General features: G+C 70.4%; 13 protein-coding genes. 11 read left to right on the forward strand and 2 right to left on the reverse strand.

The genetic code is table 11. The features are described from left to right. Positions 1-93 precede the first annotated feature (93 nt). Entirely contained in the window at positions 94-1,056 is a 963-nt protein-coding gene (locus AB0B86_RS03445) for a hypothetical protein (protein ID WP_357415102.1), read from the reverse strand. Beyond that, positions 1,056-2,045: a hypothetical protein gene (locus AB0B86_RS03450; RefSeq protein ID WP_357404649.1), complete on the reverse strand. Its 990-nt coding sequence runs from the start codon at positions 2,043-2,045 to the stop codon at positions 1,056-1,058. The genes AB0B86_RS03445 and AB0B86_RS03450 overlap by 1 nt, the downstream gene beginning before the upstream one ends. Positions 2,046-2,418: 373 nt before the next feature. On the opposite strand from AB0B86_RS03450, the gene paaA reads away from it, so the two are divergent. From paaA to AB0B86_RS03505, 11 genes are all read left to right on the forward strand, one after another. Further along, positions 2,419-3,495 carry a 1,2-phenylacetyl-CoA epoxidase subunit PaaA gene (gene paaA, locus AB0B86_RS03455; RefSeq protein WP_357404647.1) on the forward strand — a complete coding sequence of 359 codons (1,077 nt, stop codon included), beginning with the start codon at positions 2,419-2,421 and terminating at the stop codon, positions 3,493-3,495. Then, complete coding sequence (gene paaB / locus AB0B86_RS03460) at positions 3,492-3,779, forward strand: 1,2-phenylacetyl-CoA epoxidase subunit PaaB (RefSeq protein ID WP_355027413.1); 288 nt, start codon at positions 3,492-3,494, stop codon at positions 3,777-3,779. Before paaA ends, paaB begins: the two co-directional genes overlap by 4 nt. A 115-nt stretch (positions 3,780-3,894) precedes the next feature. After that, positions 3,895-4,620 (forward strand): 1,2-phenylacetyl-CoA epoxidase subunit PaaC, encoded by a 726-nt coding sequence (gene paaC / locus AB0B86_RS03465; RefSeq protein ID WP_357415104.1) that lies wholly within the window; start codon positions 3,895-3,897, stop codon positions 4,618-4,620. A gap of 41 nt (positions 4,621-4,661) precedes the next feature. Continuing rightward, positions 4,662-5,135, forward strand: coding sequence for a 1,2-phenylacetyl-CoA epoxidase subunit PaaD (gene paaD, locus AB0B86_RS03470; RefSeq protein ID WP_357415604.1), 474 nt, complete (start codon positions 4,662-4,664; stop codon positions 5,133-5,135). Next, positions 5,132-6,241, forward strand: coding sequence for a 1,2-phenylacetyl-CoA epoxidase subunit PaaE (paaE, locus tag AB0B86_RS03475; RefSeq protein ID WP_357415106.1), 1,110 nt, complete (start codon positions 5,132-5,134; stop codon positions 6,239-6,241). Before paaD ends, paaE begins: the two co-directional genes overlap by 4 nt. A 68-nt stretch (positions 6,242-6,309) precedes the next feature. After that, positions 6,310-7,500 (forward strand): cyclic dehypoxanthinyl futalosine synthase, encoded by a 1,191-nt coding sequence (gene mqnC / locus AB0B86_RS03480; RefSeq protein WP_357404641.1) that lies wholly within the window; start codon positions 6,310-6,312, stop codon positions 7,498-7,500. Positions 7,501-7,923: 423 nt separating this feature from the next. After that, positions 7,924-9,246, forward strand: a complete 1,323-nt coding sequence (locus tag AB0B86_RS03485) for a cell wall anchor protein (protein WP_357415108.1) — start codon at positions 7,924-7,926, stop codon at positions 9,244-9,246. Between the two features lie 129 nt (positions 9,247-9,375). Next, on the forward strand, positions 9,376-10,086 hold the full coding sequence (locus AB0B86_RS03490; protein WP_357404637.1) for a demethylmenaquinone methyltransferase: 711 nt from the start codon (positions 9,376-9,378) through the stop codon (positions 10,084-10,086). A gap of 79 nt (positions 10,087-10,165) precedes the next feature. Beyond that, complete coding sequence (locus tag AB0B86_RS03495; protein WP_357404635.1) at positions 10,166-10,390, forward strand: hypothetical protein; 225 nt, start codon at positions 10,166-10,168, stop codon at positions 10,388-10,390. Between the two features lie 139 nt (positions 10,391-10,529). Beyond that, the gene (locus AB0B86_RS03500) at positions 10,530-11,807 is read left to right on the forward strand and encodes a geranylgeranyl reductase family protein (protein ID WP_357404633.1); all 1,278 of its coding nucleotides are present in this window, start codon (positions 10,530-10,532) and stop codon (positions 11,805-11,807) included. Between the two features lie 134 nt (positions 11,808-11,941). Further along, positions 11,942-12,307 (forward strand): NADH-quinone oxidoreductase subunit A, encoded by a 366-nt coding sequence (locus AB0B86_RS03505; RefSeq protein WP_121655464.1) that lies wholly within the window; start codon positions 11,942-11,944, stop codon positions 12,305-12,307. Positions 12,308-12,311: the final 4 nt, after the last annotated feature.

Raw genomic sequence — 12,311 nt, forward strand, 5'->3', positions numbered from 1 at the left:
GCGCGCTGAGCGATCGGCGCTTTCCGGGGTACGGCCGGCGCGAACCGCCCGACCAGCAGCCTGGTCGGGCGGGTCGACGGGAAGGCGTACGGCTCAGGTGCCGGGGCGCAGCAGCGCCTCGGTGATCTTTTCGCAGTTCTTCATGCCGTAGTCGTAGCCCATGTTGATCGGGTACTTGACCATCACGCCCATCGTCCAGGTGTCGCCGATGGCCAGGCAGTTGATGTGCATCTCCTGCTCCTGGGTCCGGTCGATCCACCCGTTCTTGATGGCGATCTGCTTCTGCTCGGCGGCCGGGAAGGCCTTGCGGATGCCGAAGTCACCGGCGCCGCGGACCAGCTTCATCTCGTTGAGCAGCCACTTGGTCCACTTCGGCCCGGCGGCGGTGCCGGTGGCGATGCAGTTGCCCAGCCGGGCGGTGTCCCGGGGTGAGAGCGCCGTCCGGCTCCAGCCCTTGTCGGGGGCGACGCTGCTGTCGGTCAGCTCGCACATGGAGATCAGACGCTTGATCGAGGCGTCCCGGCCGACCAGGTTGTAGAACTGCTCGGCCCGGGTGTTGTCACTGTCCCGGATGATCCGGGTCGCGTCGGCGAGCTTCGCGTCGCTCGGGGTCTGGCCGGCGTCGGCCGCGCGACGCAGGTAGTCCGCGACGATCCACGCCTTGATCATCGAGGCGGTCGTGCTGGTCTCGTCCATGTTCTTCGAACCGATGATCTTTCCGGTTCGACGGTCCAGCACGCTCCAGGCGTACCAGCCCTCGATGTCGAGCTTGAGGTCCTTGGCGACGAACGGCAGCGGCTCCAGCTCCGGGCTGGGGCTCGGTGCCGGCGAGGACGGCTGGCGGGCGCTTCGGTTGGCGCCTGCGCCGGTGGGGCGGTCGCTCGTGCTGGAGCCGGCGTCGCCCCACTTGGCGACGGCTGCCGACTCGAACGGCGACCCGGGCAACAGTCGCAGCGACACCAGCACCAGGCCGATGAGGATGACCGCGATGGCGATCAGCCGCATCGGGGAGGCATCGCCGTCGCCGCGGCGGTTTCCCCGACGGGTGCCGGCCATCAGAGCTTCCCGACCGGCTGCTGCGGCACCTTGAGCGCGGCACCGGGCTGCGGGGTGACCAGTTGGGTGGCCACGCTGGCGCAGACCTTCGCACCGTAGTCCAGGCCGGCCCGGATCGGGTAGCGCAGCATCACCGCGAGGCTCCACCTGCTGGTGACGGCGAGGCAGTTGACGTGCCAGTTGCCTTCGTCATAGATCGGGGTCCAGCCGTTCTTGATGCTGACCGGCCCCTGCGAGGTGATCGACGTGGGGAGACCGTCGATGATCCCCCAGCGGCCGCCACCGGAATCGGACTTCTGGTCCTTGGCTGCGGTGCTGCCCGTGACCTTGCTCATCTCACTGAGCACCCACTTGGTCCACTTCGGGCCGGCGGCCTTGCCGTCGGCGATGCAGTCACCGACTCGGACCGCGTCGCGGGGGGACATCCGGGTGTAGCTCCACCAGCCCTCGTACTTCGGCACGTTGCCACGCTTGGTGTCGGTCAACCCGCAGATCTTGATCGCCCGCTGGATGACCGGACCCGGCTGCCCGTTCGGCGGCACCCGGTACGAGCCACCCGCGGCGGCGTAGACCTGGTTGGCCGCCGTGTCGTTGCTTTCCCGGATGGCGAGGCTGGCGGCCTTCTTCAACGGCGGGGGCGGCTCCCGGTCGCCGAGCTGGCGCAGATAGTCCGACACGATCCACGCCTTGATCATCGACTCGGTGGAGCTGGTCGCCGTCATGTTCGGTGACCCGGAGATCTTGCCGGTCTGCCGATCCAGCAGTGCCCACGAGAAGAAGTCGCCCTGGAAGTTCACCGACACCGGACCGGCCGCCAGGGTGGGCGGCGGCGGTGGCGTGGGTGCGGGCGCGGCGACGTTTGACGTGCCACCACCGCCACCTCCGCCGCTGTCGTCGCTGGCGAGTCGGGCGTACGCGGTGGGGACCAGCAGGACGCCGCCGAGCACGACTGCCGTGATGGCGAGCACCAGGGTCACGCGAGATCGCATGAGTGGGTGAACTCCAGGTGTCAGGGCCGGGGGGACCGGCTTGTCGTCGGGACGAATCGGGTGCGATCGCCAAGGCCGGGGGAGATGGCCTCAGTAGAGATGTCGATGTTCGGCAGCCGATCGGTTGTCCGGCAGAAGTCTACGTCCGGACCGTCCGGACGCCAGGCTTCGACACTAGGCAACCTGCGATAAAGGCGGGATATGGGGCCGGTATGAGGTTTTTGCGGGGCTTCACCTTTGTTTCGTGGCCCAAGTCACGGCGTTCCGACGACGCCCAGGCAGCACAAAGCAGTCATACGACTACGGAAGGGATGCGCGGATTCCTGTTACACAGCCCTGGTGCAACGAGGCGCAAGCTGTAACACTTAGCCTCATGTATGGCAACGACTTCTCCGCCCCGAACAGCGCCCCGGACGAGGCGCCCGGCGGTCTGCTGGGTGAGGTCGAGGCCGCCGAGGCGGAGCTACGCGCGGCGGCGGCGCGCGGCCGGCGTGGCGGACCCGCGCCCGACGAGGACCTCGCGGCGTACTTCGCCGAGGTGGTCGACGCCGAGCAGAAGATCGAGCCACGCGACTGGATGCCCGACGCCTACCGCCGGACGCTGATCCGGCAGATCGCCCAGCACGCCCACTCGGAGATCATCGGCATGCAGCCGGAGGGCAACTGGATCAGTCGGGCGCCGTCGCTGAAGCGCAAGGCGATCCTGCTGGCCAAGGTGCAGGACGAGGCGGGTCACGGCCTCTACCTCTACGCCGCCGCCGAGACCCTCGGCATCAGCCGTGACGAGCTGGTCCAGCTGCTGCTCGACGGCCGCCAGAAGTACAGCTCGATCTTCAACTACCCCACCCTTAGCTGGGCTGACGTGGGCGCGATCGGCTGGCTGGTGGATGGCGCGGCGATCGTCAACCAGGTGCCGCTGTGCCGCTGCTCGTACGGCCCGTACGCCCGCGCGATGATCCGGGTCTGCAAGGAGGAGTCGTTCCACCAGCGGCAGGGCTACGAGATCCTGCACACCCTCGCGCACGGCACCCCGGCGCAGCAGGCGATGGCCCAGGACGCGGTGGACCGCTGGTGGTACCCGTCGCTTGCCATGTTCGGCCCGCCGGACGGCGACTCCACGCACTCCGCCCAGTCGATGTCCTGGAAGATCAAGCGTTTCTCGAACGACGACCTGCGGCAACGCTTCGTCGACATGTGCGTCCAGCAGGCCGAGATCCTCGGCGTGCGCATCCCCGATCCGGACCTGCGCTGGAACGAGGAGCGGCAGGCGTACGACTACACCCAGCCGGACTACGACGAGCTGCTGCGGGTGATCTCCGGCGACGGGCCGTGCAACCGGGAGCGGATGGCCCACCGCCGGGCGGCGCACGCCGAGGGCGCCTGGGTCCGCGAGGCCGCCGCGGCGTACGCCGCGAAGCGGGCGCAACAGAAGGAGAAGGTGGCCGCGTGACTACCGAACACTCGCCGCTCTGGGAGGTCTTCGTGCGGGCCCGTCGCGGGCTGTCGCACACCCACGTCGGCAGCCTGCACGCCCCCGACGCGGAGCTGGCCCTGCGCAACGCCCGGGACCTGTATACCCGCCGCCAGGAGGGCGTGTCGATCTGGGTGGTGCCGGCCGGCGCGATCACCGCGTCCAGCCCCGACGAGAAGGACGCCTTCTTCGACCCGGCCGCCGACAAGGTCTACCGCCACCCCACCTTCTACGAAGTGCCGGACGGGGTGGCCCACCTGTGAGCGAGCGAACCAGCCGGCTCAGCAGCGGGGCGCTTCGCGCGGCCGCCGAGCGCAGCGAGGTGGTTGCGGGAAGCGAGCGGAGCGAGCGAACCAGCCGGCACAGCGAGGTGGCAGCGTGAACGGGCCGTACGACTTCACCCTCGCCCTCGCCGATGACGCGCTGATCGCTGCGCAACGACTGGCCGAGTGGACGACCCGCGCGCCGGAGATGGAAGAGGACATCGCGCTTGCCAACATCGCCCTCGACCAGCTCGGCGCGGCCCGGCTGCTGCTGTCCTACGCGGGTGAGCTGGAGGGCGCCGGCCGGGACGAGGACGCGTTGGCGTTCCTGCGCGACGACCGCGAGTTCCGCAACGCGCTCCTGGTCGAGCTGCCGAACGGCGACTTCGCGGTGACCATGGCGAAGCTGTTCCTCCTGGCGGCCTACCAGCTGCCGTTGTACACGGCGCTGGCCGACTGCGCCGACCAGCGGCTGGCCGCGATCGGTGCGAAGGCGCGCAAGGAGTCGGCGTACCACCTGGACCATGGCGCGCTGTGGGTGAAGCGGCTCGGCGACGGCACCGACGAGTCGCACCGTCGCATGCAGGCGGCCGTCGACCAGGTGTGGCCGTACACCCACGAACTGTTCGCCGCGAACCCGGCGGCGCCGGTCGACCCGGCCACCCTGCGGTCGGCGTTCGACGAGACCGTCGGCGCGGTGCTGGCCGAGGCGATGCTCACCCGACCGGAGGGCGGCTGGGCACCGGCCGGTGGCCGGGACGGTGTGCACACCGAGCACCTGGCCTACCTGCTGGCCGAGATGCAGGTGCTGCACCGCGCCCACCCCGGAGCGACCTGGTGAGCGCGCGGACCGCGAGCCCGGTGCTCGCCGACGGCGGCCCGGTGAGCGCGTGGGACGCCGCCGCCAGCGTCGTGGACCCGGAGATCCGCGTCGTCACCATCGACGAGCTGGGCATCCTGCGGGCGGTCGAGGAGGACCCGACGAGCGGTCGGGTCACCGTCACCATCACCCCCACCTACACCGGTTGCCCGGCGATGGACGTGATCCGCACCGACATCCGCCGTGCGCTGGCGACCGCCGGCCACCCCGACGCTGAGGTCCGCACCGTCTACAGCCCACCGTGGAGCACCGACTGGATCTCCGCCGGTGGGCGGGCCAAGCTCGCCGCGGCCGGGATCGCCCCGCCGGCCCCGGTGCCCGCCGCCGGCGTCGTCCCGTTGACCCTCGCGGTCCGTTGCCCGCAGTGCGGCTCACCGGAGACCGAGCAGGTCAGCCGGTTCGGCTCCACCGCCTGCAAGGCGCTGTGGCGGTGCCGTTCCTGCTCCGAACCCTTCGACCACCTGAAGGCGCTGTGACTGTCACCATCACCCGCCCGGTCCGCCGCCGGCCGGTCTTCCATCCGCTGCCGGTCGCCGCCGTCGACCGGCTCACCGACGACGCTGTCGCGGTGACCTTCGCCGTACCCGAGGAGTTGCGGGAGATCTTCGCGTTCCGCGCGGGCCAGCACCTCACCGTGCGGCGGGTGGCCGAGGACGGCGCCGACGTGCGCCGGTCGTACTCGATCTGCTCGACCCCCGACGACCTGGCCCGGCACGGCCGGTTGCGGATCGGGGTGCGGGAGATCCCTGGCGGGGCATTCTCGGCGTTCGCGTGCGGGGCGTTGCGTGGTGGCGACACGGTCGAGGTGCTGCCGCCGTTGGGCACCTTCACCACGGCGTTCACGCCGGACCGGGTGCGGCACTACGGCGCTGTCGTCGCCGGCTCCGGGATCACCCCGGTGCTCGCGCTTGTCGCGACCGCGCTAGCCGTCGAGCCGGCCAGCACCTTCACCCTGGTGTACGGCAACCGCACGGCGAACAGCGTGATGTTCGCCGAGGAGCTCGCCGATCTGAAGGACCGCTATCCCACCCGGCTGCACCTGGTGCACGTGCTCTCCCGGGAGCAGGGCGAGTCGGCGCTGCTCTCCGGGCGGATCGACGCCGAGCGGCTGGGCCGGTTGTTGGGCACCATCGTGCCGGGGGACGTGATCGAGGAGTGGTTCCTCTGCGGCCCGTACGCCATGGTGCTCGACGTCCGGGACGTGTTGACCGCACGCGGCCTGCCCGAGTCGGCGGTGCACACCGAGCTGTTCCACGTCGACGCCCCGCCGGAGCCGGTGCGCCGTCCGGTGGACCAGGCGGGCGCCGGGGCGGAGGTCACCATCGTGCTCGACGGTCGGTCGTCGAGCTTCACGATGGGCCGCGAGGAGCGGGTGCTGGACGCCGCGCTGAAGGTGCGCGGCGAGTTGCCGTACGCCTGCAAGGGCGGGGTCTGCTCGACCTGCAAGGCGAAGGTCGTCGACGGGTCGGTGACAATGGCCCGCAACTACGCCCTGGAGCCGGACGAGTTGGCCGCCGGTTACGTGCTCACCTGTCAGTCCAGCCCGACCACCGACAAGCTCACTGTCGACTACGACGCCTGAACCGGTGCCGGATCACAGCCCTGAGCACCCCTCAGGGCACAGGCGTCCGGCCGGCGTAGGCTCGGGGTGTGACGGTGAGCCGGGAGATCGATGACATCCTGCAGCGTGGCGCGGACGGCGGGCGGATCACGCCCGAGGAGGCCCTGCTGCTCTACACCGAGGCGCCCTTCCACGCGTTGGGCGAGGCGGCGGACGCGGTGCGTCGGCGGCGCTACCCGGACAACGTCGTCACGTACCTGATCGATCGCAATATCAACTACACGAACGTCTGCGTGACGGCGTGCAAGTTCTGCGCGTTCTACCGCGCCCCCAAGCACTCGGAAGGGTGGACCCACCCGACCGAGGAGATCCTGCGCCGCTGTGGCGAGGCGGTCGAGCTGGGCGCCACCCAGGTGATGCTCCAGGGCGGGCACCATCCGGACTACGGCGTGGAGTACTACGAGGAGCTGTTCTCCTCGGTCAAGCAGGCGTACCCGCAACTGGTCATCCACTCGATCGGCCCGAGCGAGATCCTGCACATGGCGAAGGTCTCCGGGGTGAGCCTGGACGAGGCCATCGCCCGGATCAAGACCGCCGGTCTGGACTCGATCGCCGGCGCCGGCGCGGAGATGCTGCCCGAGCGGCCCCGCAAGGCCATCGCGCCGCTGAAGGAGTCGGGCGAGCGCTGGTTGGAGGTCATGGAGCTGGCGCACCGGCAGGGCATCGAGTCGACCGCCACCATGATGATGGGCACCGGCGAGACGCACGCCGAGCGGATCGAGCACCTGCGGATGATCCGGGACGTGCAGGACCGCACCCGCGGTTTCCGGTCCTTCATCCCGTGGACGTACCAGCCGGAGAACAACCACCTCAAGGGCCGCACCCAGGCGACCACGCTGGAATACCTGCGCCTCGTCGCGGTGGCCCGGCTCTTCTTCGAGACCGTGCCGCACCTGCAGGCGTCCTGGCTGACCACCGGCAAGGACGTCGGGCAGCTCGCGCTGCACATGGGCGTGGACGACCTCGGCTCGATCATGCTGGAGGAGAACGTCATCTCCTCCGCCGGTGCGCGGCACCGCTCCAACCTGCACGAGCTGATCGGCATGATCCGTTCCGCGGACCGGATCCCCGCGCAGCGCGACACCCTCTACCACCGGCTCGCCGTGCACCACACCCCGGCCGACGACCCGACCGACGAGCGGGTCGTCTCGCACTTCTCCTCGATCGCGCTCCCCGGCGGTGGCGCGGGCCGATCCCTGCCACTCGTCGACGCCAACTGACCCGCTTCGACACCCGGCCGTTCGGCTGATCGAGGCTCATGCTCCCGCCGGCCCACCCCGGCGGTACGGGTGGTCCCGGCCACCGCAGCGTCAGGCTGTCCGCTGCGGGGTGGTGAAGGTGGACGTCGGCGGCTAGCGTCCCGGCTCGTATCCGTCACCACCGCCGATCGGGGAACCACCACGATCGTGCTGGTGGCGGGTGGTCTGATGGTCGTTCGTGGGCTGTCCTCCATCGGCCCGTTGCGGGTCGTTCATATAACGCACGGCGGTACGGGCGGGATGGGTGACCATCCCGCCCGTACCGTCTGCGGACCCCGGGCCGGACGGTTGAAAAGGACCGCGCACGCTGGCGTGTGTGATCGAGCTCCGATAGCGTCCGCTCGTTCCGCGACCAATCTTTCTTTCCCTACCCCCGGGGGACCGATGACAGCGTTCCACCGCTCGGCCCTGGCCCGCGCCGGCGTTGTGGCAGTGCTCGCGGCCGGTGGCCTGGCCACCGTGGCCGCCCCGGCGCAGGCCGCCGACCAGGCCGACCTGGCACTGGTGCCGCTCAGCTCCGAGCTGGCCAAGGGCGTCAAGGCGGCCAAGGCCAAGCCGTTCAAGTTCCTTGTCGACAACACCCGGAGCACTGTCGCCGCCCAGGGCGTCAGCTACACCGTGGACACCAGCAACCTGTTGAACAGCGTGATCGGGGTCGTCGTGCCCGACGGCTGCCAGGTCAAGGGCAAGACGTTCACCTGCCCGCTCGCCGACGTGCCGGCCGGCACCAGCGAGGACTTCGGCATTCCGCTCTTCTCCACCGGTGCGCGCGGCGAGGCCGGCACCCTGGTGGTCACCATCAAGTCGGCCACCGCCGATCCCAACCGCAAGGACAACAAGGTCGAGCACGACATCACCGTCGGCAAGCCGGGCTACGACCTGACCAGCTGGGTGCAGGACGTCTACGCGAACGTCGTGGTGAACGGCGTCAAGGACGATGACCCCGACCTCCGGCCGGTCAAGCGCGGCGAGACGGTGCCGCTGGACTGGGCGGTCTACAACCACGGCAGCCGCCAGGCCACCGGCCTGTCCTACGTGCTCACGCTCCCGGCCGGCGTCACCTTCGCCACGCTGCCGGACGCCTGCACGGCGCAGACCTTCGGCGGGGTCGCCCAGGCGCTCTGCCAGGACGACGGCGCGGTGATCAAGCCCGGCGAGTACTACACGGCGGACGTCCAGGTGACGGTCGGCGCGAACGTCACCCAGCCGGTGCTGCGGGTCGGTGAGCTTGTCGCGCAGGGTCTCGACGGTGCGTCGGGTCAGGCCGAGGAGCAGCCCGAACCGGCGACGAGCGCCCAGCGGAAGGCCTTCACCGAGGTCGACGAGGTCGACAACCAGGCGGTCTTCGACGTGTTCGTCGACCTGACCGCGCAGCCGACCCCGACCCCGACCGCCACCCCGACCCTGACCGCCACCCCGACGGCGATCCCGACGCCCACCGCCACGCCGACCCCGGGCGGGACGGCCACCCCGACGCCGGGCGGTACGCCCACTCCGGGTGGCACGCCGACGCCGGGCGCGAGCACCTCGCCGGCTGCCGGTGGTGGCGGCTCCGGTGGTGGCGGCCTGCCGGTGACGGGTGTGCAGGTCGGCCTGATCGGCGGCATCGGCGCCATCATCCTGCTGGCCGGCGGTGCGCTGCTGGTGCTCTCCCGCCGGCGCAAGGTCGTCGTGGTCGCCCCGAGCGACGAGACGCCGAACGACTGACAGTGGCGCCGGCAGTCGGCGTCGGAACGCGAGGGCGGGGTGGGCGACCACCCCGCCCCTTCGCGTACCGGGCCGGTCGCCACGCCACCCCACGGGTGTTGGTTGGCGGGCGGCTGGCAGAGTGAAGGGGTGAGCCGTTTCCCGCAGGGCCAGCGCGCCAGTCTGGACAAGCAGCCGCACGAGGTCGCCGCGATGTTCGACGGCGTGGCGGAGCGCTACGACCTGACCAACACGGTCATCTCCTTCGGCCAGGACCGATCCTGGCGGCGGGCCACCCGGGCGGCGCTCGGGCTGCGGCCGGGCGAGCGGGTGTTGGACGTGGGCGCGGGCACCGGCGTCTCGACCCGGGAGTTGGCGCAGTCCGGGGCGTACGCGGTGGGGCTCGACCTGTCGTTGGGCATGCTGTACGCCGGCAAGCGGGTCCGGTCCGAGGTGCCGCTGCTGGCCGGTGACGCGCTCCGGCTGCCGTTCGCCGACGGCAGCTTCGACGCGGTGACCATCTCCTTCGCGCTGCGCAACGTCAGCGACACCGATGCCGCCCTGCGGGAGTTGGCCCGGGTCACCCGCCCGGGTGGGCGGTTGGTGGTCTGCGAGTTCAGCACCCCGGTCAACCCGGTCTTCCGGACGGTCTACCTGTCGTACCTGATGCGGTCGCTGCCGGTGGTCGCCCGAACGGTGTCGAGCAACCCCGACGCGTACGTCTACCTCGCCGAGTCGGTCCGGGCCTGGCCGGCGCAGGCCGCGTTGGCCGGCCGGGTCGCCGCCGCCGGGTGGGGCCGGGTGGCGTGGCGCAATCTGACCGGTGGTGTGGTGGCGTTGCACCGGGGGATCCGCGAGTAGTCGGCGCGACCGACACGGACATCTTTCAGGTTTCGCGAATATCGGTCTTTAGTCCACTTTGCGCCGTACGCTCGTCCGCATGACCGGAGCAGACCCGGCGGACGCGGTGGCCGCCACCGACGACGACGCGGCCGAACTCGTCGCGCAACTGCGCGCGTTGGCCGGCGCCGATCCGGTGGAGGTCCGGCAGGTGGTGGCCGAGGTCCTCGCGGCGCTCGACCGGGCCGCCGGCGGCGCGCTCCGGGAGCACCTGCCGGAGGCCATCCGGGTCGATGCGGGGCTGGACGCCTCCAGTCCGGCCTGACACTCGACCGCTGTGGACGGTCGAGAGCTGTCACATCGGCGAGTTAGGTACCCCTGATCCTGCGCTGGTATGACGCCGGTCATACACTCGTCCCGTCTGGCTTGTGAAGCATTTCACGAGCGTGCGGGAGGAGGCGCGAATGACCCCGGTGGAACACGACGCCGACGTCATTGTCGTGGGCGCCGGTCCCGGTGGATCAGCTACTGCGTACCACCTGGCCCGGCACGGCGTACGGGTGCTGTTGTTGGAGAAGACCGAGTTCCCCCGGGAGAAGGTCTGCGGCGACGGGTTGACCCCGCGCGCGGTGCGCCAGCTCATCCGGATGGGGGTGGACACCACCCCCGAGGCCGGCTGGCTGCACAACCGTGGCCTGCGGGTGATCGGCGGCGGGGTGCGCCTCGAACTGGACTGGCCGGAGCTGGCCAGCTTCCCCAACTACGGCCTGGTGCGCACCCGGCTGGACTTCGACGACCTGCTCGCCCAGCGCGCTGTGGCCGCCGGCGCCAAGCTGCGGACCAGCGTCAACGTGCTGGGCCCGGTGCTCGACGGCGACGGCCGGGTCGCCGGCGTCGAGGCGGAGGTCGGGCCGGGCAAGGAGCCGACCACCTTCCACGCCCCGCTTGTGGTCGCGGCGGACGGCGTCTCCGGCCGGTTCCCGCTCGCGCTCGGGCTGGCCAAGCGGGAGGACCGGCCGATCGGTGTGGCCGTCCGCCGCTACTACCGCTCGCCGGCCAAGCACGAGGACAACTACCTGGAGTCCTGGCTGGAGTTGCGCAGCAAGGACAGCGGCGACAACCTGCTGCCCGGGTACGGCTGGATCTTCGGCCTCGGTGACGGGCGGGTCAACGTCGGGCTCGGCGTGCTCAACTCGTCCTCGGCGTTCGGCAAGACCAACTACCGCCGGCTGCTCACCGACTGGCTCGCCAACACCCCGGAAGACTGGGGGATGACCGACGAGACAAACGCCGACGGCCCGATCCTCGGTGCCGCGCTGCCGATGGGCTTCAACCGGGTGCCGCACTACACGCGCGGCGTGCTGCTGGTCGGCGACTCGGGCGGCATGGTCAACCCGTTCAACGGGGAGGGCATCGCGTACGCGATGGAGTCCGGCGAACTGGCCGCGGAGGTAGTGGTGCAGGCCCTGGCCCGACCGGCGGGGCCGGAGCGGGAGCGGGCGCTGCTGGCGTACCCGAACGAGCTGAAGGCCCGCCTCGGCGGTTACTACCGGCTGGGCGGCATCTTCGTGAAGCTGATCGGCCGTCCGGAGATCATGCGGATCGCCACCAAACACGGCATGCCGCACCCGACACTTATGCGTTTCGTGCTCAAGCTGTTGGCCAACCTGACCGACCCGCGTGGCGGGGACGCGATGGACCGGGTCATCAACGCGATGACGAAGGTCGCCCCAGCTGTCTGAGTAGGACGGCATCGGTGCTGGTCACGGCCCCGACGCTGCCAAAGATCGACCCCCGCCGACTGCCACGGCGAGGGACGTGAATAGTGTGATTTTCGTCAAGCACCGAGGCAGGGAAGGACGAGCAGGAGAAAACGATGTCGCTCTCGCCTTACGCACCGATCATCGGGCTGTTCGCCCTCGCCGCGGCGTTCTCGCTATTTTCCGTTGGCGCCGCCCGCTTTGCCGGTCCCCATCGCTACAACAAGGCCAAACTCGAGGCTTACGAGTGCGGCATCGAGCCCAGCCCGCAGCCGGTCGGCGGCGGCCGGTTCCCGATCAAGTTCTACCTGACGGCGATGCTCTTCATCGTCTTCGACATCGAGATCATCTTCCTCTACCCCTGGGCGGTCTCGTTCGACGCCCTGCCGATCTTCGGCTTCGTGGAGATGGTCCTGTTCATCGTCGCGGTCTTCGTTGCGTACGCCTACGTGTGGCGGCGCGGCGGCCTGGACTGGGACTGAGGAA

The sequence above is a fragment of the Micromonospora sp. NPDC049047 genome (genome assembly GCF_040649135.1).
Lineage (GTDB): Bacteria > Actinomycetota > Actinomycetes > Mycobacteriales > Micromonosporaceae > Micromonospora.

Bases quoted from the DNA above. Each gene is read 5' to 3' on its own strand.
- AB0B86_RS03445 (WP_357415102.1), bottom strand. From the start codon at position 1,056: ATGGCCGGCACCCGTCGGGGAAACCGCCGCGGCGACGGCGATGCCTCC.
- AB0B86_RS03450 (WP_357404649.1), bottom strand. From the start codon at position 2,045: ATGCGATCTCGCGTGACCCTGGTGCTCGCCATCACGGCAGTCGTGCTC.
- paaA (WP_357404647.1), top strand. From the start codon at position 2,419: ATGTATGGCAACGACTTCTCCGCCCCGAACAGCGCCCCGGACGAGGCG.
- AB0B86_RS03485 (WP_357415108.1), top strand. From the start codon at position 7,924: ATGACAGCGTTCCACCGCTCGGCCCTGGCCCGCGCCGGCGTTGTGGCA.
- AB0B86_RS03495 (WP_357404635.1), top strand. From the start codon at position 10,166: ATGACCGGAGCAGACCCGGCGGACGCGGTGGCCGCCACCGACGACGAC.
- AB0B86_RS03500 (WP_357404633.1), top strand. From the start codon at position 10,530: ATGACCCCGGTGGAACACGACGCCGACGTCATTGTCGTGGGCGCCGGT.
- AB0B86_RS03505 (WP_121655464.1), top strand. From the start codon at position 11,942: ATGTCGCTCTCGCCTTACGCACCGATCATCGGGCTGTTCGCCCTCGCC.